We start from the raw sequence: 22,691 nt of genomic DNA, 5'->3' as shown, positions 1-22,691 counted from the left end.
TCGGCGAGTGCAACGAATAATAGGGTAAATATTTAAGGGAAAATGTTTCCTGAATTGTTCTTATTTTGCCTTATGCAGCCGTTAGTAAAGGCGGCTCATTTATTAATGAACGTTCATTAACTAAAGTCTATGGCCGTTAATTCCATTAACTTAAAGCAAATTATTAATTAAGTAATCTAATTATGAGATTTACAAAACTTTAAGAATGAACATAAAAAAGCCGACTTATTAAGGCGGCTTTTTTTTCTCGTTCGGCATTCAGGGCGTTTAAATAATAACCATTATTTAGCTTTGTGTACCGTGGACCAGTACCCTTCGTGCTTCGCGATAGCGTTTTTTCCAATAATCTTCATTCATGCTGGAAATCATCACACCACTGGTGGTTGAAGCATGAACGAATTGATCATTACCCAGATAAATTCCCACGTGGCGGCCGGTGGAACCGGCATGGAACAACACTAAATCACCCGGACGCAGCTTGGTGCGCTGGATTTTAGAGCCCATTCCCTGCTGTTCCGTGGTGGAACGGGGTAATTCAAGGCCGAACTGCTCTTTGAAGGTCATTTGGACAAATGCTGAACAATCAATACCGCGTTTGGTACTGCCGCCTAGCCGATAACGCACGCCTTTCCAGACGGCATATTGATCCATAATTTTCGTTTTAATGTCGACATTACGGACCATTTCTTCAAATTGATCCTGAGAGGCTTGCAGTGAAGACTGATCATTATCATTAACTGCATGCATCTCAGCGGTTTGCCTGGAACTCTGAGAACTACAGGCGGAAAGTACTACCGCTACCGCCACTGCGGGGATGAGCCGCAGAACATATCTCAAAATAGGTTGAGATTTGACCATTATAAGTGTTATCCCTTAAAGTCCTTAGCGACGGTGCCGCTATAAAATGCCAAACGAATCGAGAATAAAGCGCAAATACCAATCGACCAACTATTATTCCTGCATTGTGTGGTTTCTCTCACACATTTTAATTGGCATAAATATCAGTCCATGAGTACAGCGAATTCGAGGTTACCGTAATGAATAAGGGAAAGCGAGAATTTTTATCGACTAATTTATAACTTTTCATGATGTGAAAGTTTGATGAAAATAAAGTTAAAAAATGGATCTGAACAATTACATCTCAACAGAGAAGGGCGGCGGACGGGGAATGTTGCCCTGGAGGAGAGGGGAAAGCGGTCGTCCGGCGTTAACGCTTTTTAAGGTAGGCCGTGCAAAGCATTAACGCCGACATAATGAAATCCTATTGAAACCTGTTGATCCGCGCGCCCGGCAGAAGATGATTAATGCGGTTCACCAGCTTATCGCAGGCGTCGGTAAGCAGCCACCAGCTCAGTCCCACCAAGAGCACCGACAGCGAACCCACCGCGATATCGGTAAACCAGTGGGCGCCGATCATCAGCCGGGGCAGCGAGAAAACCACCAGGATCGCCAGGCCGCCGATAAACGCGCGCCGGCCGAAATAGCGCCACATATAAACGGCGAAAATCATCAGCATCATGCCGTGGTCGCCGGGAAAGCTGTCCGCGGAGGCGTCTTTGGTGGGGATATCCACAAGCTGCGATACGCGCGCCACGCGAGGGTCATTTTCGAAAAACAGCGTCGGACTGGGGTGGCTGACGGGCAGCAAATGGCCCAGCTGATTGAGCACCACCGCGGAAAGCAGCATCACGATACCGATACTTAACATGCGGTAGCGCTCTTCCCGGCCGGACCGGCGATAGTAATAAAAATACATTGCACCCATGAACAGCAGGGCAATGGCATCAAAGGCCCGGTAATTGGTGACGGCCAGGAACAGGGCAAAGGCATGGCTCTGGGTCATCAGACGGTTGAAATGCAGGAAAATGGATGAATCGATGGTGAACCAGAAACCGTGGTCCGGCGGGAGATACCAGGAAAAGAAGAGCACAACTCCCGCTAAGTTGAGGGCTATGATAGCCGGTAAGCGTTGCATGACACGGGACCCATTCAGAAATTAACATTAATGTAATAATAATAATGCTAATTTAAACGTGCCCTCAACAAATTCGATTGTAAAATATTCCATTCGGCTGGCGCAGGGTTGATCAGTTCGATTCGGCTGTCGGGAGGCGGCGCCGGGCGGGTCTCGATAAAGAGGGAATCCCCTTGGCGATTGACCATCAATGCCCCTTCAGCAATGCGCATAACCCCTTTGACCCGTTCCACCGGCGCCAACCGCGCCCATTCCAGCAGGCGGACGGTATCAAAAACCGTTTCGCCGTCAAAAATCCAGCCGCAGGATTCATACCCCTGGCCGCGGTTCAACGCACGGCGCCAGCCGGCATTGGCGGGCAGGCTGAGGGCGGCCAGACCGGTTTTGGCGGCGGGGACGGCGTGGTGGTGCGTTCCCCCGGGCAGTTCCCGCAGGTTGCGCCGCGGACTGTCCAGCAGCGCGAGGGAAATATCGCCGCGGGTGGCGCCGATAATCGGCCTTTCTCCGCCATGGTCACGGGCCCAGGCCGCGAGGAGTTCCCGATCGCGCGGGGCGTAGCTATCCTGCTTATTGGCGATAATGATATCCGCCGCCGCCAGCTGATCGCGAAAATTCTCGTTGTCGGTATAACGCGCGTCGCTGAGCTGGCGCGCGTCAAGCAGGCAGAGGGTCGCCTGCAGGTTTATCCAGCTTTCATAAAACGGCGAGGCGAGCAGGCGGAGGATTTCTTTCGGGTGGCCAAGGCCGGTGGGCTCAATAAGCAATCGGTCAGGGCGGCCGCGCAGCAGCAGGCTATTAAGCCCTACCTGCATCGGCAGGCCGTTGACGCAGCACATGCAGCCGCCGGGGATCTCTTTGAGAAGAGCGCCGCTATCGGCCAGCAGGGCGCCGTCGATACCTATTTCGCCGAACTCGTTCACCAGCACGGCCCAGCGTTCATCAGCCGGCTTGTGCGCCAGCAGGTGCTGCAGGGTGGTGGTTTTCCCGCTGCCGAGAAAACCGGTTACCAGGGTCGTTTTGGCGGTCATAGCGTTGCGCAGCGCCGGTGGCGGGGTCGATACATCAATCGGCGCGGCTCATATAGCGGCGTTCGGCCACGTGAATACGAATTTTTTCGCCGCTGTTAAGATATTCCGGTACCGATACCGTCAGGCCGGTGCTCATCAGCGCCGGTTTGGTGCGGGCGCTGGCGGAGGCTCCCTTAATGCCCGGCGTGGTCTCGACAATATCAAGATCAACCGTCTGCGGCAGCTCCAGCGCCAGCACCTGTCCGTCCATGGTCAGCACCTGCATGCCGGGGATGCCGCCTTCGGGAATAAACAGCAGCTCGTCTTCGATTTGATCTTTTTTGAACGGATAAGGCGTGTAATCCTCGTCGTCCATAAAGATATATTCATCACCGTCGATGTAAGAAAAGGTCACCGACCGGCGGACCAGATCAATGGTGTTGAGGATATCGTCGCCCTTGAAACGCTCTTCCACTTTCAGTCCGGTGCGGACATCGGAAAAACGCATCTTGTAAAGCGTACTGGCCCCGCGTGCGCTCGGGCTTTGAATATCAATATCTTTTACCAGCAACAGTTTGCCGTTGTAGTTCACCGCCATACCGCGCTTAATTTCGTTTGCTCTAGCCATTAACATGGACCTGTATAATTGTGTCGGAATCTATGGCGACACGTTACCGTTGCCGGGCGTTCCAGGCAAGGGGGAAGTGTGTGTGTCGCGGGGCAGCGGCGAATCTACATCACGGATGCGCCACATGCAATAACCGGCGCCGGCAATCATAAGCAATGCCACATAAAAAACCCCGTGCAATTGCCAGATTTCAGATATCAGCCCGGCCAGCGATCCGGCGAAAATCCAGCCGACCCGGCCGGTATTGGTAAACAGCGTCGTGGCCGCGCCGGCCTGGCCGGGCATCAGATCCTGAAAATAGATCATGCCGATACCCGCCAGTATACCGATGAAAACCGCATTAAGCAGCTGCAGCAGCAGCAGCGCCGTGGCATCGGTAAACAGGATAAGCCCCAGGTAGAACAGCAGGCCGGCTGCCACGGCGATGCGCATCAATAAACGATTGCCATATTGCTTGGAAATATAGCCGGCAATAAGCATGGTGGGGATTTCCAGGCCGGCGGCGGTACCCATCATGATCCCGGCCATTTTTTCCGGCAGCCCCAGTTCATGGATCAGGTATAAAGGCATGTTGATAAGGTACATGCAGTTACAGGTCCACATAAGGGTACAGGCGGAAAACAGCAGCAGCGTATCCCGGCGGTTGCGCCGAGGGGCTTCCATCACCGCCTCGGTTGTAAGCAGCGACTTGCGCATGGTGGGCAGCAGCATCCACACCAGGCCGCCGCATACCACAAAGGTGGCCGCCGCCATCATATACATGGCCTTGAAACCAAAACCCAGCGCCAGGGCAAAGGCCAGCGGCGGACCAATCACCCAGGCCAGGGAGACCTGCGCGCGCATCACCGAGCTGAACATCACCGACTCGCGGCCGCTGTGATCGGCATGCTCCCGCGCGAGGGCAAACAATTGCGGGTTGGCGGTGGAACCGAAGCTGGTGAGCAGTACGCCGAAGATAAGCAGGACAAAATAGTTGCGGTTGAAGGCAAAAAGCACGCAACCCGCCGCTCCGAGGGCGCAGCATTGGAAAATCAGCATTTTGCGGTCGCCCTTTTTATCGGAACGGCCGGCCAGGAACTGGCTGACCGCAATGCCTATCACGGCGCTGCCGGTGTAAAACAATCCCACCATAAACGGGCGTGCCTGCACATCGGTGGAAAGAAAAAGGCTTAACGTCGGGAGTTGCAGCGCGCCGGCGATACCGGAAAGAAAAGCGATAACCAGAAATGCCGAAGCGGTCATATCCGGTAGACGCCGCGAAAGGGCGATAGGCGTATGCATGATAATGAGGTCTGAATCAAAAACGGAGGAGGACGCGGGCATCATACGCCGGTTATGCCAAAACGAAAGTCTCCGGCGAAAAATAATACAATCAAGGCCCGTTCCTGACATTTTTTGCTAAAAATCCCATTGGCCGTCATTCAATCCCAGGTATGACCGGTCTTAATGGCATAAACGGAGAATGGGTCTCCCGGTTCGTAGCATGGCGCTTCAGCTGCACTTCAGCTTTAGCGGTAAAAAACCGGTATTTATTGATATCATGTCAGCAAAATGTGCGTGGCTTCAAAGATTCAATAGGAATAATTCGCCGATGCTTGCATTCGATTCCGCAACGTCGGAAACTTTCTTGAAACGTTTCAGCGTCATTTCCGGGATCGGTTCCAGAGAATGGCGCGATTATTTCCCATTAAAGCTGAATCGATTCAATTTCAGCAAGCGAGGAGAAGTATGTTTGAGTTGTCACTGAACGATATTCACCTCGGTGCCCAGGCCCCGAACAAGCAAGAGGCTATTACGCGGGTGGCCGCGGCGCTGACGCAGGCAGGCTACGCGCGGGAGGGCTACCTCAACGGCATGCTGCAGCGCGAACAACAAACCTCGACTTTTTTGGGCAGCGGCATCGCCATTCCCCACGGAACCACCGATACCCGCGACCTGGTGCTGAAAACCGGCGTCCAGGTATTTCAGTTCCCCCAGGGTATCGACTGGGGCGATGGACAAATAGCCCATGTGGTTATCGGTATCGCCGCCCGTTCCGACGAACATCTGGCGCTGCTGCGTCAGCTGACGCACGTATTAAGCGATGAAAAGATGGCGGACCGTCTGGCCACCACCACCGATGCGGAAGAGTTGCGCAGCGTGCTGACCGGTGAACGGCTGCCGGCCCCCTTCCTGTTCGATATTTCGCTTATGGCGCTGGATATCGCCGCTGAAGATATGATGACCCTCAAGGCGCTGAACGCCGGCCGCCTGCAGCAGGCCGGGGCGGTGGATGCTGATTTCGTCAGCGACGTGGTGAGCGGCGCTCCGCTGAACCTCGGCCAGGGCATCTGGCTGAACGACGCCACCCGCGGCAATCTGGCCAGCGCCGTGGCGGTGAGTCGTCCGCTGGCGGCGTTTAACCTGGACGGAGAGTCGGTTGCCCTGCTGGTAACGGTGGCCATGGCGGACGACCAGCCGCTTAGCGTATTGAATACCCTTGGCGATCTGGTGCTGGCGGGGCAGTCGGAACGCCTGCTCACCGCCGATGCGCCCGCGCTGCTGGCCTTGCTCAGCGGCGAAGCGACGCAGCAGGGGTCGTTGCTGAGCGCGGAATTCGTTATTCGCAACGAGCATGGGTTACATGCCCGGCCCGGCACCGCCCTGGTGAATGTCATCAAACAATTCAACAGCGCCGTCACCGTCACCAATCTTGACGGCAGCGGCAAGCCGGCCAACGGCCGTAGCCTGATGAAGGTCGTGGCCCTTGGCGTTCAAAACGGCCACAGATTACGATTTACCGCCGACGGCGCCGATGCTGAACAGGCGCTGAAAGCCATTGGCGAGGCAATTGCCTCCGGACTTGGAGAGGGTGTGGCATGAGCAGGCGAGTCGCAACGATTACGTTGAATCCGGCCTATGATCTGGTGGGATTCTGCCCCGCCATTGAGCGGGGAGAAGTTAACCTGGTGCAAACGACCGGACTGCACGCGGCGGGAAAAGGGATAAACGTAGCCAAGGTGCTTAAAGACCTGGGTATCGATGTCACGGTAGGGGGCTTTTTGGGCAAAGAGAACCAGGACGGTTTTCAATTATTGTTCAGTGATCTGGGTATCGCCAACCGCTTTCAGGTGGTGCAGGGGCGCACCCGCATCAACGTCAAGCTGACGGAAAAGCAGGGCGATGTAACCGATTTCAATTTTTCCGGTTTTAACGTGACGCCGCAGGATTGGGAACGTTTCGTCAATGATTCCCTGACCTGGCTCGGCCAGTTCGATATGGTGGCGGTGAGCGGCAGCCTGCCCACGGGCGTTGCGCCGGAAGCTTTTACCGACTGGATGATAAAACTGCGCAGCCATTGTCCGTGCATCATTTTCGACAGCAGCCGCGAAGCGCTGGTGGCCGGTTTGAAAGCGGCGCCCTGGCTGGTAAAACCCAATCGCCGCGAACTGGAAATCTGGGCCGGGCATAAACTGCCCACCCTGGCGGATGTGGTCACCGCCGCTCACGCACTGCGGGAACAGGGCATCGCCCACGTGGTTATCTCTCTTGGGGCGGAAGGGGCGCTGTGGGTTAACGCCTCCGGCGCCTGGCTGGCAAAACCGCCGGCCTGCGAAGTCGTCAGCACGGTGGGCGCGGGGGATTCCATGGTAGGCGGCCTGATTTACGGTTTGCTGATGCGCGAATCCAGCGAGCATACGCTGCGCCTGGCCACCGCCGTAGCGGCGCTGGCGGTAAGCCAAAGTAATGTCGGCATCACCGATCGTCCGCAGTTGGCCGCCATGATGGCCCGGGTCGAATTAAAACCTTTTAATGACCGGCAGGAGACAAAATGAAAACGCTGCTGAAAATAGAGAGCTCACTGGGGCAGGCACGAGGCCATCTGGTGAAAAAATTACTGGCGGCCGCCGCTGCCGATGCCGGGCTGACCCTGGTGGATTCCGCGGATGATGCGGAATTGGTCGTGGTGGTGGGCACGCCCGCCGTTGCTGACGCCGGGCTGAACGGGAAAAAGGTCTTTTTCGGCGAGGCCGCCCAGGCCGCAAGCCGGCCCGCGGCCTTTCTGGCGCAGGCAAAAAATGCCGCCGAAATCTACCAGGCGCCGGCCCAAAGCGGCGCGGCGCCGCTGTCTTCTTCTAACGGTCCGAAGCGCATTGTCGGCGTGACCGCCTGCCCCACCGGGGTGGCCCATACCTATATGGCGGCGGAAGCCATCGAAGGGGAAGCGAAAAAACGCGGCTGGTGGGTCAAGGTCGAGACGCGCGGCTCGGTGGGAACGGGCAACGCCATTACCGATGAAGAGATCCGGCAGGCGGATCTGGTTATCGTGGCCGTGGACATCGAAGTGGATTTGAGTAAATTCGCCGGTAAACCCATGTACCGTACCAGCACCGGCCTGGCGCTGAAAAAGACCGCGCAGGAACTGGATAAAGCGGTGCAGGAAGCGGTGGTGTACCAGCCGGACAGCCAGAAAAGCGGGGCCGCGGCGGGTCAGGAGAAGAAGACCACCACCGGACCCTATCGACATTTGCTCACCGGCGTCTCTTATATGCTGCCGATGGTGGTGGCGGGGGGGCTTTGCATTGCTTTGTCCTTTATTTTCGGCATCCATGCGTTTGAACAGCCGGGCACCCTGGCCGCGGCATTGATGCAAATCGGCGGCAAGTCGGCCTTTGCGCTGATGGTTCCGGTACTGGCGGGCTTTATCGCCTTCTCCATCGCCGATCGTCCGGGGCTGACGCCGGGTCTGGTGGGCGGCATGCTGGCGGTCAGCACCGGCGCCGGTTTTATCGGCGGCATCATCGCCGGTTTCCTGGCGGGCTATGTGGCAAAGGCCATCAGTACCAAGCTGCCGCTACCGCAAAGCATGGCGGCGCTGAAACCCATCTTGATCATCCCGCTCATCGCCAGTTTGATAACCGGGCTGGTAATGATTTACGTGGTGGGTACGCCGGTGGCTAAAATTCTCGCCGCGCTGACCGGCTGGCTGCAATCCATGGGCACCGCCAACGCCGTGCTGCTGGGGGCGATTTTGGGCGCCATGATGTGCAGCGATATGGGCGGTCCGATTAATAAAGCCGCTTATGCCTTCGGCGTCGCGCTGCTCAGCACCCAGACCTATGCGCCGATGGCGGCGGTGATGGGTGCGGGCATGGTGCCGCCGCTGGGCATCGCCGTCGCGACGCTGCTGGCGCGCAACAAATTTGAGAAAACCGAACGCGAGGCCGGCAAGGCCGCATTTGTCCTCGGTCTGTGTTTCATCACCGAAGGCGCCATTCCTTTCGCCGCGCGAGATCCGTTTCGGGTTATACCCAGCTGCATGATTTCCGGCGCGGTAACCGGAGCGTTGTCCATGTTCTTCGGCGTGAAACTGATGGCGCCCCACGGCGGGATGTTCGTCTTGCTGATACCGGGAGCCATTACGCCGGTGCTGCTGTATCTGGTGGCCATTGCCGCCGGCACCCTGCTGCTGGGCGTGCTGTATTCCATGCTCAAACGTTCGGATCAGGAGCTCGCCAAAGCGCTGGCCTGACAGACCCGGCGGCCCGGCCCATACCGGGTCGCCGGATACCAAAGGGGCTAATCCTTATTATGTTTGCCGTCCATGGATTTCAGCCAGGCGATTTCCTCGGGCCAGATAGCGGGATTCACCGTCTCCAGGATAAGCGGGATGTCATCAAAACGCTTATCCCCCATAATCCAGGCAAAAGCGGTTTTGCCGATATTGCCTTCCCCCAGGCTGTGATGGCGATCGACCCGGCTGTTCAATGCGGTTTTGGCGTCGTTAAGGTGCATGCCGCGCAGGTACTTAAATCCGACGATACGGGCAAAATCCCCGAAGGTCTGCGCACAGGCCTCCTCGGTGCGTAAATCATAACCGGCGGCAAAGGCGTGGCAGGTATCGATACAGACTCCCACCCGGCTCTTGTCTTCCACATGATGAATAATCGCCGCCAGATGTTCAAAACGAAACCCCAGGTTACTGCCCTGGCCGGCGGTATTTTCAATCACCGCCGTCACACCCTCGGTTTTATCCAGCGCGATATTAATGGATTCGGCGATGCGCGCCAGGCATTTTTCTTCTTCGATTTGCTGTAAATGGCTGCCGGGATGGAAATTCAGCAAGGTCAACCCCAGTTGCTGACAGCGGGTCATTTCGTCAATAAAGGCGTCGCGGGACTTTTGCAGCGCTTCCTCTACCGGGTGGCCGAGATTAATCAGATAACTGTCGTGAGGCAGGATATGCGCGGCCGGGAAACGGTATTTTTCGCAGGCGGCCTGGAATTTTTCAATATCCTCTTGGGCCAGATCCGCCGCTTTCCATTGCCGCTGGTTCTTGGTAAATAACGCAAACGCCGTCGCATCGAGTTCATGGGCACGGATCACCGCCTGATCCGCTCCGCCCGCGGCGCTGACATGGGCACCAACATATTTCATGACTTTCTCCCCGAATTTCGATGGGTTAACATGATTCTAAAGAGCAATACTACATCATAGGGGCGTTACCCCCTAATGGCAGGATCCCATCGTCTCATGCATATCACCTTGCGCCAGTTGGAAATTTTTACCGAAGTGCTGAAAAGCGGCTCCACCACCCAGGCCTCCGCCGTCATGGCGCTTTCGCAGTCGGCGGTGAGCGCGGCGCTCACCGATTTGGAAAATCAGCTGGCGGTGAAACTGTTCGATCGCGTCGGCAAACGGCTGGTGCTAAACGAACACGGCCGGCTGCTCTACCCCCGCGCGGTGGCGCTGCTTGAGCAGGCCGGAGAAATAGGCCGGCTGTTTCACCAGGGGAATGGCGCATTGCGGCTGTTTGCCAGCAGCACCATCGGCAATTACATCCTGCCGGAGATCATCGCCGCCTACCGGCGGGATTTTCCCGATGCCCCGCTGGCGCTACAGGTGGGGAACAGCATGGATGTGATCAACGCGGTGATGGATTTTCGGGTCGATCTGGGACTGATTGAAGGCCCCAGCCACAACCCGGCGCTGGTGACGCAGCCTTGGCTGCGAGATGAACTGGTGGTATTCGCCGCCCCGGACAATCCGCTGGCGGGGCGGCCCCTGACGCTGGAACAGCTGGCGGACGCGCCCTGGATACTGCGGGAACAGGGATCGGGCACCCGTGAAATCGTCGATTATCTTTTACTGGCGCAACTGCCCCGTTTCCAGTCGGTCATGGAACTCGGCAACTCCGAAGCCATCAAACACGCGGTGCGCCACGGCCTGGGCATTAGCTGCCTGTCCCGCCGGGTAGTGGCGGAAGCCTTGGCCCTGGGCACGCTGGTAACGCTTACCCTGCCTCTTCCGCCGCTGATGCGCACCCTGTATCTGGTACACCACCGGCAAAAACACCTCTCCCAGGCCCTGACCCGGTTCCAGCAATACTGCCAGGGCCGGCCCGCCATCACCGAGGCCTGAGACGGGCGTGTTAAAGGGAGACCGTGCTGATGGGGTCGAAGCGGGCGTGGTTTTACCGCCCGCCGGAGCGCCCCACAGCGCGGTAGGCCCGCGTTCACCGATCGTGCAGCGAACATGTTAAAGGGAGCGCGTGCCAAAGGGAGTATCGCTAATAATACACCCCCCATTATGAAGCTCTCTAATAACAGGGCAGCTAAACTCCCCACCGCTGTTCTTTTTGGTACAATCCGCCGTCGAATTTTTCATGGACAGACAACATCATCATGCGAGAAACCCACAGTGACACCCGGCCTGTTCCGGGGCTGCGTCGTGAACTCAAAGCACGTCACCTGACAATGATCGCCATCGGCGGCTCCATCGGCACCGGCCTGTTCGTCGCCTCGGGCGCCACCATCTCCCAGGCCGGTCCGGGTGGGGCGTTATTGTCATATATCCTCATCGGCCTGATGGTCTATTTCCTCATGACCAGCCTCGGCGAACTGGCGGCCTACATGCCCGTATCCGGATCCTTCTCCACCTACGGCGCCCGCTACGTGGAAGAAGGCTTCGGTTTCGCCCTCGGCTGGAACTACTGGTACAACTGGGCGGTAACCATCGCCGTCGATCTGGTGGCCTCGCAGCTGGTAATGAGCTACTGGTTCCCGGCCGTGCCTGGCTGGATCTGGAGCGCGCTGTTCATGGCCATCATGTTCAGCCTCAACGCCATCTCGGTAAAAGGTTTCGGCGAAGCGGAGTACTGGTTTTCGCTGATCAAGGTTGTGACGGTCATCATCTTTATCGCCGTGGGCGTACTGATGATAGTAGGTATCCTGCGCGGCGGCGAAAGCGCCGGCTGGCATAACTGGCAGGTAGGCAACGCGCCGTTTGCCGGCGGTTTCCCGGCCATGATCGGGGTAGCGATGATTGTCGGCTTCTCTTTCCAGGGCACCGAGCTTATCGGCATCGCCGCCGGCGAATCCGCCGACCCGGCGAAAAATATTCCCCGGGCGGTACGCCAGGTATTCTGGCGGATCCTGCTGTTTTATGTGCTGGCTATTCTGGTGATAAGCCTCATTATCCCTTACACCGACCCCAATCTGCTGCGCAACGATGTTAAAGACATCACCGTCAGCCCCTTTACCCTGGTGTTCCGCAATGCCGGACTGCTTTCCGCCGCGGCGGTAATGAATGCAGTCATTCTGACGGCGGTGCTGTCGGCGGGCAACTCCGGCATGTACGCCTCCACCAGGATGCTGTATACCCTGGCCTGCCAGGGCAACGCGCCGAAAATATTCGCCAAATTGTCCAAGGGCGGCGTGCCGCGCAACGCGCTGTATCTCACCACCGTCATGGCCGGCCTGTGTTTCCTCACCTCCATGTACGGTAACCAGACAGTGTATCTCTGGCTGCTGAACGCCTCCGGCATGACCGGGTTTATCGCCTGGCTGGGCATTGCCATCAGTCACTACCGTTTCCGCCGGGGTTATATGATCCAGGGCCGTGATCTGGCGGAATTGCCGTATCGCGCGGGCTTTTTTCCCCTGGGACCGATTTTCGCCTTTGTGTTATGCCTGTTGATTACGCTGGGCCAGAATTATCAGGCTTTTCTTCAGGACCGCATCGATTGGTACGGCGTCACCGCCACCTATATCGGCATTCCCCTGTTTCTGGTGATCTGGCTGGGCTACAAATGGCGGCACGGAACGCATCTGATCCGCTACCAGGACATGACGTTCCCCGCCCGCAGCGATGACTACCCAGCCGACGAACGCGTCCCGCTGTGCAGCCAAACAGAAGGGAAATAGGGCTCCCCCTGATCAGGCGTTCAGATACCCCGCATGGAAGCGCAGGTGATCCTCGATAAAACTGGCGATAAAGAAATAGCTGTGATCGTAACCCGGCTGCATGCGCAGCGTCAGCGGCCAGTTCTTCCGCCGCGCCGGCTCCTCCAGTTTTTCCGGCTGCAGCTGCAGCCCCAGGAACGGGTCCGCATCCCCCTGATCGATTAATATCGGCAGGGGTCTTGCGTCCTCGGCCGCCAACAGGCGGCTGCTGTCGTAGGCCTTCCATGCATTTTCATCGTCCCCCAGATAGGCGCTGAAGGCCTTGCGCCCCCAGGGCACGTCGCAGGGATTGACGATGGGGGCAAAGGCCGAGACGGACCGGAATCGCCCCGGCAGGCGCAACGCGAGCATTAACGCGCCGTGGCCTCCCATGGAGTGACCCATCACCGCCTGCCGGTCGCTCAAGGCAAATTGCGAATGCACCAGGGCCGGCAGTTCGTCGGCCACATAATCAAACATCCGGTAATGCCCGGCCCAGGGCGCCTGGGCGGCATTAAGATAAAACCCGGCCCCCTGGCCCAGATCATAGGCTTCGTCATCCGGCACATCCTGGCCGCGGGGGCTGGTGTCGGGCATGATAAGCGCCAGATTGAGTTCGGCGGCCACGCGCTGCGCGCCGGCCTTCAGGGTAAAGTTCTCGTCGTTGCAGGTCAGGCCGGAGAGCCAGTAAATGGCATGGGGCGGCTGCTGCTTATCCGCCGGCGGCAGGAAAACGCTATAGGTCATCGGTCCGCCGGTACTGGCGGAGTGGTGGCGATAGCGATACTGCCGGCCGCCGAACAGCCGGTGTTCATCGATACATTCGGGGTTCATTTCCATCGGGCGCTCCTGTTGCTTATCCACTATCCACTATCCACTATGCCGTAAAACCCCGGCCCCAGGGCCAGGGAGGGGGGAGGAGGGAGGTCAAGGACGGAAATGGATCACCGAACGAATGGATTTGCCGGCATGCAGGAGTTCAAAGGCGTCGTTGATCTTCTCCAGGCCCATGGTATGGGTGATAAAATCATTCAGCTGGAACTCGCCGTCCAGATAGCGCTGCACCAGTCCGGGCAGCTGCGAGCGTCCCTTAACGCCGCCAAAGGCCGAACCGCGCCATACCCGCCCGGTCACCAGTTGGAACGGCCGGGTGGAAATCTCTTCGCCGGCGCCGGCCACGCCGATAATCACCGATTCGCCCCAGCCTTTATGGCAGCACTCCAGCGCCGAACGCATCACATTGACATTGCCGATACACTCAAAGGAAAAATCCACGCCGCCTTGGGTAAGTTCGACAATCACCTCCTGGATGGGTTTATCATAGTCCTTCGGGTTGATAAGATCGGTAGCCCCCAGTTTCAGCGCCAAATCGAATTTACCGGTGTTGACATCAATGCCGATAATGCGTCCGGCGCCGGCCATTTTGGCGCCGATAATCGCCGACAGTCCGATGCCCCCGAGGCCGAAAATCGCCACGCTGTCCCCTGGCTGCACTTTAGCGGTATTGATCACCGCGCCCATGCCGGTGGTCACGCCGCATCCCAGCAGGCAGACTTCTTCCAGCGGCGCTTCCTTGCTGATTTTGGCCAGGGAAATCTCCGGCACTACGGTGTATTCAGAGAAGGTGGAAGTACCCATATAATGAAAAATAGGTTTACCGTCCTTGAAGAACCGGGTGGTACCGTCCGGCATCAGCCCTTTACCCTGGGTGGCGCGGATGGCCTGGCAAAGATTGGTCTTGCCTGAGCGGCAATATTCGCATTCGCCGCATTCGGGAGTATAAAGGGGGATCACATGGTCGCCGGCCGCCACACTGGTAACGCCTTCGCCCACCGCTTCCACCACGCCGCCGCCCTCATGGCCGAGAATCACCGGAAAAACCCCCTCCGGATCCTTGCCCGACAGGGTATAGGCATCGGTATGGCAGACGCCGCTGGCGACAATACGCACCAGCACTTCTCCTTTTTGCGGCGGCATTAAATCCACTTCTTCCACTGACAGGGGAAGATTAGGGCCCCAGGCGATGGCGGCGCGGGTTTTGATCATTTGCATAGAATAACTCCTTTTATACCCGTGATCTTTCACGTTGCAGGCGCGTTTGCCTCTTTCCTGCAACGTGAAAGCTATAAGGTAAATATATTAAGTGCTGGGTGAAGGGGTTTATTTCCGACCGCGGCGGGGAGGCGCTCCGGCGCCGGGTCCTCTTGTTCGATAATCAGTTGCTTTAGGGCTTGTACATTGGGACTGAACGCGTCCCGGCGCCAAATCAGCCAGGTGGCGACGTCGGCGGTTTCCGGCGGCAGGGCGTGCAAGGTCACCTTTTCCTGGCCGGGCAATTGGCGCAGTACCGACAGGGGCAGCATGGCCACCCCTGCGCCGCTGGCCACGCAGGCCTGCATGGTGTGATAAGACTGGATCTCCATCATCGGCCCGTGGACCACGCCTTGACCGTTGAACCAGGCCTCCAGCCGGCGCCGGTAGGAGCAGCTGGGCCGGAAAGCGAACACGGTTTTACCGGCAACGTCCCTCGCGTCATGCACGGGGGGCTGATCCAGGCCGGCTATCAGCACCAGGGTTTCACGGAAACTGATGCAGCCATGGATTTCCGGATAGGTCACCGGACCGTCCACCAGGGCGGCGGCCAGCGTGCCGGCGCGTACGCTATCCACCATTTCCCCCGAGGAACCGGTAATCAGCGACAGGGCGACCTGGGGGAAACGCTGGTGATAGTTCGCCAGCAGCGCCGGCAGGCGTATGGCGGCGGTGCTTTCCATGGCGCCGAGGGCAAAATTTCCCACCGGCTCGCCGGCGCGGGCCATTTGCAACGCTTCTTCGCTCAGGGCCAGGATCTTGGCGGCATAACAGAGAAAATTATGGCCCAACGGAGAGAGCCGGATCCGCTGTTTCTCGCGGATAAACAGATCGCTGCCCACCTCGTTTTCCAACTGGCGCAGGCGGGTAGTGAGATTGGATGGTACGCGATGCAGCAGTTCGGCGGCGCGGGCCAGCGAGCCGGTATCTGCGACGGTGCAAAACATCTTGAGCTGGGTCAGATCCATATCTTCTCGTTTTGTCAGCAACTTCGTCTGTATTATTCATTTTCCGTGAGTTTATTGATCGTGCATGCTGTTAGCAACAGAAAAATGGTCTTTCGGAGAAGGTATGGCGGTAAAAGTGGCCCTTAGCGGCTTTCTGGCATTATTGGTGGCGATGGGGATCGGACGTTTTGCCTTTACCCCTCAGGTACCGCTGATGATTCACGCCGGTCAGCTGACTCTCACCAGCGCCGGCCTGGTGGCGGCGGCGAATTATCTTGGCTATCTTATCGGCGCCTATGATGCCATGAGGGCGTCCACAGGGCTTGAGCGCCGGATCTGGCTGGGCGTTTGGGGGGCGGTGGCGCTGACGCTGCTGTCGGCGGTTATCCACAACGCCCTGATGCACGGCGCGCTGAGGCTGGTCATCGGTATCGCCAGCGGCTGGGCCATGGTGCTGGTCTCCGCCTGGACCCACGATCAACTGCTGCTCCTGCGCCGGCCGGCGCTGAGCGCGGCGGTCTTCGCCGGACCGGGCACCGGCATCATGGTCAGCGGGTTGCTGGCCCTCATCATGCATCATTACCACGTCAGCGCCGGTCATGCCTGGTGGGTCTACGGTATCACCGCGCTGCTGCCCATCGCCCTTATCAGCGGGTATCTTCCCCGCCGCGGGGATTTTATGCGCCGTACGCCCCTGGAGGCGATGCCCGGTCTCAACCCGGCGCTGAAAAAACTGCTGTGGAGCTATTCCCTGGCGGGCTTCGGTTATATCCTGCCTGCGACGTTTTTATCCCAAATGGCGGCGCAGCGTTTTCCCGGCAGCGCTTTCGGGCAATGGGTCTGGCCGGTGTTTGGCGCCGCCGGCGTGGCGGGTATTGCCGTGGGTATTCTGACCCGCGGCTTTCTGACCCCCGGCAAACGGCTGGCGTTGACGCTATGGGCGCAGGGACTGGGCGTCGCGATGATGCTGGAACTCCCCGGCGTAAGCAGCCTGGTGGTGGGCGCGCTGCTCACCGGCGGCGGTTTTCTCAGCGTAGTGCAGCTGACCCTGGAATGCAGCCGTCGCCAGGCGCCGGAACATATGCGCTATATGGCCGGTTTGCTCACCTGCGGTTATGCCGTCGGGCAATTGATCGGGCCGGTATTGTCGGCGCTGTCCAGCGCGGCGACGGGCCGGCTGGAACCGGCGCTGACGGTGGCCCTGGCGGCGCTGTTGCTGGCGGGGGGACTGGTGTGGCGCCAGCCTTGACGTCAATTTGCAATAATTTCATCACTCATGCGATACAATCACTGGATAATCGTCGCGGGCTCCTCTAGAGTGGAAACGCCTCTTGACGCATTGAGATCAAGAGCTGATTTTCCTGCCGGAGAAAGAAATGGTATCGCTGACAAAAGAAGCATCACTGGTGCATGAGACCCTGCTGGCCCGCGGTCTGGAAACGCCGTTGCGGGGAGAAGTCCTGGATGGGGAAATCCGTAAGCGCCGAATCGCCGAGCATATGACCGGGATCATGCAGTTACTGAATCTCGATCTGAGCGACGATAGCCTGGCGGAAACGCCCCACCGCATAGCCAAAATGTATGTGGATGAAATTTTTTCCGGCCTGGATTACGCCAATTTTCCCAAGATAACCCTGATTCAAAATAAAATGAAAGTGGATGAAATGGTGGCGGTTCGCAATATCACCCTCACCAGCACCTGCGAACACCATTTTGTGATCATCGATGGCAAGGCCACCGTGGCCTATATCCCCAAGGAAAGCGTCATCGGACTGTCGAAAATCAACCGCATAGTACAGTTTTTCGCCCAGCGGCCCCAGGTCCAGGAGCGTCTTACCCAGCAAATCCTTATTGCATTGCAAACCCTGCTGGGGACCAATAACGTAGCGGTATCCATCGACGCGGTGCATTATTGCGTCAAAGCCCGCGGCATCCGCGATGCCACCAGCGCCACCACCACCACCTCGCTGGGGGGACTGTTCAAATCCAGCCAGAATACCCGGCAGGAGTTTTTGCGTGCCGTCCGGCACCATGACGACTAACGAACCGATCCCGTGCCTGCGTTACGGCGCTCGGCGCCGTTCTTTATCTGAACGTTCTTAACTGAACGTTCTTATTTGAATAAGGACCGTACATGCGCGAGCGCATACTCATGCTGGATTGCGCGCGGGGAATGGCGATTCTCGGCATCCTGCTGATGAATATCACCTCTTTTGGCCTACCCAAGGCGGCGTATCTCAATCCCGCCTTTGCCGGAGAACCGTCGCTCCCCGACGCCTGGGCCTGGGCCGTAATGGATATGGTGGCGCAGGTGAAATTTCTTACCCTGTTCGCCCTGCTGTTCGGCGCCGGGCTGCATATGCTGCTGCCGCGCGGCAACCGCTGGATAACCTCGCGGTTGCTCTGGCTGATGGGCTTTGGTTTTATCCACGGGGTTTTTTTCTGGGACGGCGATATTTTATTGGATTACGGACTGGTGGGCCTGCTTTGCCTGGGGGTGATACGCCGCATGCCCAATCCGAGAATGCTGTTTATAACCGGCGCGGCGCTCTATCTGTTCGGACTCATTATTCTGCTGCTGCTTCAGTGGCTGGTGGCGGATGCGCCGCCGGGACGCTTTTGGCAGCCCGATATCGCCGATCGGATTTATGAATATTACTGGCAGACCACCGGCGGTCCCGAGGCCTGGCGGGTGCGCCTGGGACTGCTGCATGACAGCCTGAGTTCGCTGGGCATGCAGTACGGCTGGCTGCTGGCCGGGTCGATGCTGATGGGGGCCGCGCTGATGCGCTGCGGCTGGTTGTCCGGCGAGATGCCTCTTGCCCATTACCGAAAAGCGGCCGGGTTGTTGATTGTTGCGGGCATCATCATCAACCTGCCGGGCGTACTGCTGCAATGGCATGTGCACTGGGCCTTTCGCTGGAGCGCGTTTGCGCTGCAGATCCCGCGGGAATTGAGCGCGCCTTTTCAAGCGCTGGGATATGTGGCGCTATGCTATGGCTGGTGGCCGACCCTCTCCCGCCTGGGCATCGGCCGTTGGCTGAGTAATGTCGGACGCATGGCGCTGAGCAATTATCTGTTGCAAACCTTGTTGTGTACCTTGCTATTTAACCGGTTCGGTCTGTTTATGACCTTTGGCCGGGCCGATTTGCTGTTATTTGTACCGGCCGTCTGGTTGGTGAATATTATTTTCTCCACCCTGTGGCTGCGGATATTCAGGCAAGGACCAATGGAGTGGTTATGGCGTAAGCTCACGCGTTTGACCGGCGGCGGGCTTAAGGTTCAATTAATGTAGCAATGCTACTCTTTGACTAATTTTTTTTCAGTATGGCAGAAGATAAAAAAGCACATGTCGCTACACTCAGCTAAAGCCTTTCCACGACCGGTTGTTCATCCTTGGATCTTCAATATAATTATTGCGATAATAATTACTTTTTTTCAAAATATTATTTTCTTTAAAAAAATCTTAGGGCTGGTGGATATATCGCAGCTGAACAACCTGCTGTTTTTCCTCAGTATGCCGGTTACCCTGCTGTTTGCGCTGAATTTTATTTTCAGCTTTCTGCTGCTGCCCTATATTCGTAAGCCAATCATTATATTGATTTTTATCAGCGACGCGCTGGCGCAGTACTTTATGCTTAGCTATGGCGTTTTAATCGATCGCGGCATGGTGCAGAATGTCCTCGATACCACGCCGATGGAAAGTTTTTCGCTATTATCGCCGCAGCTGATTTATCATTTTTTGGTGCTCGGCGTGTTACCGTCCTTGATTATTCTTTGGATCGAAGTCAAGCCCGTCTCGTTTTCCTGGCACACCGCGGGTTTTTATTTTCTGAACATACTGCTCTCTTTGTGCGTTATCGCACTGGTGGCCACGTTCTTTTATAAAGACTACGCATCATTGATGCGGAATAATCCGCAGCTAATTAAAAATCTGGTGCCCAGCGACATGGCGGTTGGCGGTTATTCTTATTATAAACATGACTACATTAAAAATATGCCGTTCGTGCAAATCGGTTTGGACGCGCATAAAACGGTGCCCATTAATGACAATCAGAAAAAAAACCTGCTGATTGTGGTGGTGGGGGAGACCTCCCGGGGGCAGGATTTCTCCCTGGGAGGATATGACAAGCTCACCAATCCCCGACTGGCCCGGGATAACGTGGTTTATTTCCCCAATACCAGTTCTTGCGGCACCGCCACGGCGGTCTCGGTTCCCTGCATGTTCTCCAACATGACGCGGGCGCATTTTGACGACGATACCGCGGCCCATGAAGATAATGTGCTGGATATTCTGCAGCGCGCGCACGTCAATATTTTATGGCGTGAAAACGACGGCGGCTGTAAATATGTCTGCAACCGCGTCGCCACCGAAGATTTGTCGAAGTGGAAGGATCTGCCGCAGTTTTGCAGCGATGGGGTATGCCTGGACGAGGCGCTGCTCCATAATCTTGATGCTTATATCAATGAGCAAAATAATGATACCGTCATCGTCCTGCATACCATGGGCAGCCACGGCCCCTCCTATTATCAGCGTTATCAGGCCGCCCAGGCGGCTTTTTCACCCACCTGCGATACAAATGAGATACAAAAATGTTCAAATCAGGCGCTGGTGAACACTTATGACAATACAATCGTCTATATTGATTACCTGTTGGACAAGAGCATAAAGCTGTTACAGGCCCATCAGGACAAATTCAATACCGCCCTGGTGTATTTATCCGATCACGGAGAATCTCTGGGTGAAAACGGGCTGTTTTTGCACGGTATGCCTTATGCCGTGGCGCCGGCGCAGCAGACCCACATCCCGATGCTGTTATGGATGTCGCCCTCTTTTGTCCAGGCGCAGGGTATCGAGGATGATTGCTTGAGAAGCCGGGCTAAACAGCAGGCGTACTCCCAGGACAATCTTTTTGCCACCCTGCTCGGACTCATGAATGTGGGTACCAAACTCTATCAGCCGGCCCTGGATATCGTGCAACCCTGCAGGATGACGCAATCATGAAAATTCTGATCATCGAAGACGACAGGTTTCTGCAGGAGGGTCTGCAGCTGGCGCTGCAACAGGAAGGCTATGCCAGCGATTGCGCGGGCAGCATGCGCGAAGCGGAAAACCTGATGGAAACCGCCCCCTATAGCCTGGTAATCCTTGATTTAGGCTTGCCGGACGGGGATGGCATGTCGCTGTTGGTGAAATGGCGAAAAAAAGGCAACGACGTACCGGTATTGATTCTTACCGCCCGGGACGGTCTGGATCAGCGGGTCAGCGGGCTGAATTTCGGCGCGGACGATTATCTTATCAAACCCTTTGCCCTGGCCGAATTATTGGCGCGGGCGCGGGCGGTTATCCGGCGTCACCAGGGCGTAAGCAACAATTATATTTGCGTGGATAATATTTCGCTGGATTTAAACAGTCATGAGGTTACCGTCAACGGCAGCCCCATCGATATCACGCCGAAGGAGTTCGCCATCCTCTCCCGCCTGATGCTGCGCGCCGGGCACCGCATCCACCGGGAAATACTTCATCAGGACCTGTATAACTGGGACGATGATCCCTCATCCAACTCCCTGGAAGTCCATATCCACAACCTGCGGCAAAAGATTGGCAAAGACAGGATCCGCACTCTGCGCGGTTTCGGTTATCTGCTTATCAAGGAAAACGGTGAAAACACGTGACGCCTTCCTCCGCGCCCCCGCTTATCAGCATGCGCTGGCGGTTAATTGTGGTACTGGGCATTATTTTATTATGCTGCCAGTTTATTACCGTCATCTGGCTGTGGCACGAAAGCAAAGAACAGATTGATCTGCTGGTGAACCGCACGCTGGCGGAAAGTGTGCGCAACGAACACGTCAACCAGGAGATCCGCGAGGCTATTGCCGCATTAAGCGTGCCGGCGCTGATGATGATCATCGTCACCCTGCTGTTTTGTTTTCAGGCGGTGAGCTGGATAACATTGCCCCTTTCCCGCTTGCAGAATGCGTTGCAAAAGCGCGGCGCCGAGAATTTCGAGCCGCTGCCGGAACAAAGCAACATCAAAGAAGTCATTGCCGTCACCCGCAGTCTTAATCAGCTGCTCGCGAGGCTCAACGACACGCTGCAGCAGGACCGCCAATTTACCTCCGATGTGGCCCATGAGCTGCGAACGCCCCTGGCCGGTATCCGGCTGCACCTGGAATTGCAGGAAAAACAGGCCGCCGTCGATAACCAGCCGCTGATTGAGCGGGTAGACAATATGTCCTATACCGTGGAGCAGTTGTTGATGCTGGCCCGTATCCGGCATGATTTTACTTCCGGCCATTACCAGACGGTGAAACTGATGGCGGATGTAATCGCGCCGCAGCGGGAGGAACTGGAGGAAATGGCGCGGCTGCACCGGCAAACCCTGTGCTGGATCCTGCCGGAAGAAGAAATCCTGCTGCAGGGCAATGCAATACTTATACGCCTGCTGCTGCGCAATCTGGTGGAAAATGCCCACCGTTACGGCCCGCAAGAGAGCCAAATCGATATCCGGCTGGCGCGCAGCGAAGATGGCAGCATTCTGCTGGAAGTGATTGATCAGGGACAGGGGATTGATCCTGCCAAGGCCGTGGAGCTGACGAAAAAATTCGTCCGCATGGATCAGCGCTTTAACGGTATCGGTCTGGGCTTAAGCATCGTGACGCGCATTGCCCAACTGCACAACGGCAAATTTGAACTGGTCAATCGGCAGGATATCCCGGGCACCATCGCCCGCCTGCTGCTGCCGGAGTCCCTCTGACCTCTCGCTCCTTCATCCCCTTTTAGCCGCCTTGGCTGACCGGGCAGAGCAACTGTTACCTTCCGGATATCTTCCCGTTTGC

General features: G+C 57.0%; 20 protein-coding genes. 11 read left to right on the top strand and 9 right to left on the bottom strand.

Annotated features, from left to right (window positions below; all coding sequences use genetic code 11):
• Nucleotides 1-285: 285 nt before the first annotated feature.
• The 5 genes from mepS to ACL2XO_RS18915 form a co-directional block, all read right to left on the bottom strand.
• Nucleotides 286-858, bottom strand: coding sequence for a bifunctional murein DD-endopeptidase/murein LD-carboxypeptidase (mepS, locus tag ACL2XO_RS18935; RefSeq protein ID WP_132927358.1), 573 nt, complete (start codon nucleotides 856-858; stop codon nucleotides 286-288).
• Nucleotides 859-1,261: 403 nt separating this feature from the next.
• Nucleotides 1,262-1,975, bottom strand: coding sequence for a phosphatase PAP2 family protein (locus ACL2XO_RS18930; RefSeq protein WP_413741289.1), 714 nt, complete (start codon nucleotides 1,973-1,975; stop codon nucleotides 1,262-1,264).
• Nucleotides 1,976-2,022: 47 nt separating this feature from the next.
• Nucleotides 2,023-3,003, bottom strand: a complete 981-nt coding sequence (locus tag ACL2XO_RS18925) for a CobW family GTP-binding protein (protein WP_413725083.1) — start codon at nucleotides 3,001-3,003, stop codon at nucleotides 2,023-2,025.
• Between the two features lie 34 nt (nucleotides 3,004-3,037).
• Nucleotides 3,038-3,610 carry an elongation factor P-like protein YeiP gene (gene yeiP / locus ACL2XO_RS18920; RefSeq protein ID WP_132927363.1) on the bottom strand — a complete coding sequence of 191 codons (573 nt, stop codon included), beginning with the start codon at nucleotides 3,608-3,610 and terminating at the stop codon, nucleotides 3,038-3,040.
• 30 nt (nucleotides 3,611-3,640) lie between these two features.
• Nucleotides 3,641-4,891, bottom strand: coding sequence for a sugar efflux transporter (locus ACL2XO_RS18915; RefSeq protein WP_132927365.1), 1,251 nt, complete (start codon nucleotides 4,889-4,891; stop codon nucleotides 3,641-3,643).
• Between the two features lie 447 nt (nucleotides 4,892-5,338).
• On the opposite strand from ACL2XO_RS18915, the gene fruB reads away from it, so the two are divergent.
• Genes fruB through fruA form a run of 3 tightly spaced genes read left to right on the top strand, consistent with a single transcriptional unit; the run spans nucleotide 5,339 to nucleotide 9,122 of the window.
• Complete coding sequence (fruB, locus tag ACL2XO_RS18910; RefSeq protein WP_132927367.1) at nucleotides 5,339-6,472, top strand: fused PTS fructose transporter subunit IIA/HPr protein; 1,134 nt, start codon at nucleotides 5,339-5,341, stop codon at nucleotides 6,470-6,472.
• On the top strand, nucleotides 6,469-7,425 hold the full coding sequence (fruK, locus tag ACL2XO_RS18905; protein WP_132927369.1) for a 1-phosphofructokinase: 957 nt from the start codon (nucleotides 6,469-6,471) through the stop codon (nucleotides 7,423-7,425). Before fruB ends, fruK begins: the two co-directional genes overlap by 4 nt.
• Complete coding sequence (gene fruA, locus ACL2XO_RS18900; RefSeq protein WP_132927371.1) at nucleotides 7,422-9,122, top strand: PTS fructose transporter subunit IIBC; 1,701 nt, start codon at nucleotides 7,422-7,424, stop codon at nucleotides 9,120-9,122. Before fruK ends, fruA begins: the two co-directional genes overlap by 4 nt.
• A gap of 47 nt (nucleotides 9,123-9,169) precedes the next feature.
• Here fruA and nfo read toward each other — a convergent pair whose 3' ends face one another.
• Nucleotides 9,170-10,027 carry a deoxyribonuclease IV gene (gene nfo / locus ACL2XO_RS18895; protein ID WP_413725081.1) on the bottom strand — a complete coding sequence of 286 codons (858 nt, stop codon included), beginning with the start codon at nucleotides 10,025-10,027 and terminating at the stop codon, nucleotides 9,170-9,172.
• A 96-nt stretch (nucleotides 10,028-10,123) separates the two neighbouring features.
• Between nfo and yieE the strand changes: the two genes are divergently transcribed.
• Nucleotides 10,124-11,011: a DNA-binding transcriptional regulator YeiE gene (gene yieE / locus ACL2XO_RS18890; RefSeq protein ID WP_132927375.1), complete on the top strand. Its 888-nt coding sequence runs from the start codon at nucleotides 10,124-10,126 to the stop codon at nucleotides 11,009-11,011.
• 263 nt (nucleotides 11,012-11,274) lie between these two features.
• The gene (locus ACL2XO_RS18885; RefSeq protein WP_413741288.1) at nucleotides 11,275-12,795 is read left to right on the top strand and encodes an amino acid permease; all 1,521 of its coding nucleotides are present in this window, start codon (nucleotides 11,275-11,277) and stop codon (nucleotides 12,793-12,795) included.
• A gap of 12 nt (nucleotides 12,796-12,807) precedes the next feature.
• Here ACL2XO_RS18885 and fghA read toward each other — a convergent pair whose 3' ends face one another.
• The 3 genes from fghA to ptrR form a co-directional block, all read right to left on the bottom strand.
• Nucleotides 12,808-13,653: an S-formylglutathione hydrolase gene (gene fghA / locus ACL2XO_RS18880; protein WP_413741287.1), complete on the bottom strand. Its 846-nt coding sequence runs from the start codon at nucleotides 13,651-13,653 to the stop codon at nucleotides 12,808-12,810.
• A gap of 87 nt (nucleotides 13,654-13,740) precedes the next feature.
• A complete protein-coding gene (locus ACL2XO_RS18875) occupies nucleotides 13,741-14,865 on the bottom strand; it encodes an S-(hydroxymethyl)glutathione dehydrogenase/class III alcohol dehydrogenase (RefSeq protein WP_132927381.1) in 1,125 nt (374 codons plus the stop codon).
• Nucleotides 14,866-14,936: 71 nt separating this feature from the next.
• A complete protein-coding gene (ptrR, locus tag ACL2XO_RS18870; RefSeq protein WP_413741286.1) occupies nucleotides 14,937-15,872 on the bottom strand; it encodes a putrescine utilization regulator PtrR in 936 nt (311 codons plus the stop codon).
• Nucleotides 15,873-15,975: 103 nt separating this feature from the next.
• On the opposite strand from ptrR, the gene ACL2XO_RS18865 reads away from it, so the two are divergent.
• From ACL2XO_RS18865 to pmrB, 6 genes are all read left to right on the top strand, one after another.
• Complete coding sequence (locus ACL2XO_RS18865) at nucleotides 15,976-17,100, top strand: YbfB/YjiJ family MFS transporter (protein WP_413741285.1); 1,125 nt, start codon at nucleotides 15,976-15,978, stop codon at nucleotides 17,098-17,100.
• Nucleotides 17,101-17,227: 127 nt separating this feature from the next.
• Nucleotides 17,228-17,893 carry a GTP cyclohydrolase I FolE gene (gene folE / locus ACL2XO_RS18860; RefSeq protein WP_413725076.1) on the top strand — a complete coding sequence of 222 codons (666 nt, stop codon included), beginning with the start codon at nucleotides 17,228-17,230 and terminating at the stop codon, nucleotides 17,891-17,893.
• A gap of 92 nt (nucleotides 17,894-17,985) precedes the next feature.
• Entirely contained in the window at nucleotides 17,986-19,146 is a 1,161-nt protein-coding gene (gene yeiB, locus ACL2XO_RS18855) for a DUF418 domain-containing protein YeiB (RefSeq protein WP_413725075.1), read from the top strand.
• A 54-nt stretch (nucleotides 19,147-19,200) separates the two neighbouring features.
• On the top strand, nucleotides 19,201-20,856 hold the full coding sequence (gene eptA / locus ACL2XO_RS18850; protein ID WP_413741284.1) for a phosphoethanolamine transferase EptA: 1,656 nt from the start codon (nucleotides 19,201-19,203) through the stop codon (nucleotides 20,854-20,856).
• Nucleotides 20,853-21,527 (top strand): two-component system response regulator PmrA, encoded by a 675-nt coding sequence (gene pmrA, locus ACL2XO_RS18845; RefSeq protein WP_132927393.1) that lies wholly within the window; start codon nucleotides 20,853-20,855, stop codon nucleotides 21,525-21,527. Before eptA ends, pmrA begins: the two co-directional genes overlap by 4 nt.
• A gap of 29 nt (nucleotides 21,528-21,556) precedes the next feature.
• The gene (gene pmrB / locus ACL2XO_RS18840; RefSeq protein ID WP_413726977.1) at nucleotides 21,557-22,609 is read left to right on the top strand and encodes a two-component system sensor histidine kinase PmrB; all 1,053 of its coding nucleotides are present in this window, start codon (nucleotides 21,557-21,559) and stop codon (nucleotides 22,607-22,609) included.
• Nucleotides 22,610-22,691: the final 82 nt, after the last annotated feature.

The sequence above is a fragment of the Sodalis sp. RH15 genome (assembly GCF_047324255.1).
GTDB lineage: Bacteria > Pseudomonadota > Gammaproteobacteria > Enterobacterales > Enterobacteriaceae > Acerihabitans > Acerihabitans ligni.
The sequence above is the reverse complement of the archived record's forward strand: the minus strand, read 5'-3'. Positions and strand labels throughout refer to the sequence as shown.

What these genes read in the sequence shown, in the direction of transcription:
- ptrR (WP_413741286.1), bottom strand. Translation starts at nt 15,872, where the DNA reads ATGGATCTGACCCAGCTCAAGATGTTTTGCACCGTCGCAGATACCGGC.
- yieE (WP_132927375.1), top strand. Translation starts at nt 10,124, where the DNA reads ATGCATATCACCTTGCGCCAGTTGGAAATTTTTACCGAAGTGCTGAAA.
- eptA (WP_413741284.1), top strand. Translation starts at nt 19,201, where the DNA reads ATGTCGCTACACTCAGCTAAAGCCTTTCCACGACCGGTTGTTCATCCT.
- ACL2XO_RS18930 (WP_413741289.1), bottom strand. Translation starts at nt 1,975, where the DNA reads ATGCAACGCTTACCGGCTATCATAGCCCTCAACTTAGCGGGAGTTGTG.
- ACL2XO_RS18865 (WP_413741285.1), top strand. Translation starts at nt 15,976, where the DNA reads ATGGCGGTAAAAGTGGCCCTTAGCGGCTTTCTGGCATTATTGGTGGCG.
- folE (WP_413725076.1), top strand. Translation starts at nt 17,228, where the DNA reads ATGGTATCGCTGACAAAAGAAGCATCACTGGTGCATGAGACCCTGCTG.
- pmrA (WP_132927393.1), top strand. Translation starts at nt 20,853, where the DNA reads ATGAAAATTCTGATCATCGAAGACGACAGGTTTCTGCAGGAGGGTCTG.
- mepS (WP_132927358.1), bottom strand. Translation starts at nt 858, where the DNA reads ATGGTCAAATCTCAACCTATTTTGAGATATGTTCTGCGGCTCATCCCC.
- ACL2XO_RS18925 (WP_413725083.1), bottom strand. Translation starts at nt 3,003, where the DNA reads ATGACCGCCAAAACGACCCTGGTAACCGGTTTTCTCGGCAGCGGGAAA.
- fruA (WP_132927371.1), top strand. Translation starts at nt 7,422, where the DNA reads ATGAAAACGCTGCTGAAAATAGAGAGCTCACTGGGGCAGGCACGAGGC.
- fghA (WP_413741287.1), bottom strand. Translation starts at nt 13,653, where the DNA reads ATGGAAATGAACCCCGAATGTATCGATGAACACCGGCTGTTCGGCGGC.
- ACL2XO_RS18885 (WP_413741288.1), top strand. Translation starts at nt 11,275, where the DNA reads ATGCGAGAAACCCACAGTGACACCCGGCCTGTTCCGGGGCTGCGTCGT.
- yeiB (WP_413725075.1), top strand. Translation starts at nt 17,986, where the DNA reads ATGCGCGAGCGCATACTCATGCTGGATTGCGCGCGGGGAATGGCGATT.
- pmrB (WP_413726977.1), top strand. Translation starts at nt 21,557, where the DNA reads ATGCGCTGGCGGTTAATTGTGGTACTGGGCATTATTTTATTATGCTGC.
- nfo (WP_413725081.1), bottom strand. Translation starts at nt 10,027, where the DNA reads ATGAAATATGTTGGTGCCCATGTCAGCGCCGCGGGCGGAGCGGATCAG.
- yeiP (WP_132927363.1), bottom strand. Translation starts at nt 3,610, where the DNA reads ATGGCTAGAGCAAACGAAATTAAGCGCGGTATGGCGGTGAACTACAAC.
- fruK (WP_132927369.1), top strand. Translation starts at nt 6,469, where the DNA reads ATGAGCAGGCGAGTCGCAACGATTACGTTGAATCCGGCCTATGATCTG.
- ACL2XO_RS18875 (WP_132927381.1), bottom strand. Translation starts at nt 14,865, where the DNA reads ATGCAAATGATCAAAACCCGCGCCGCCATCGCCTGGGGCCCTAATCTT.
- fruB (WP_132927367.1), top strand. Translation starts at nt 5,339, where the DNA reads ATGTTTGAGTTGTCACTGAACGATATTCACCTCGGTGCCCAGGCCCCG.
- ACL2XO_RS18915 (WP_132927365.1), bottom strand. Translation starts at nt 4,891, where the DNA reads ATGCATACGCCTATCGCCCTTTCGCGGCGTCTACCGGATATGACCGCT.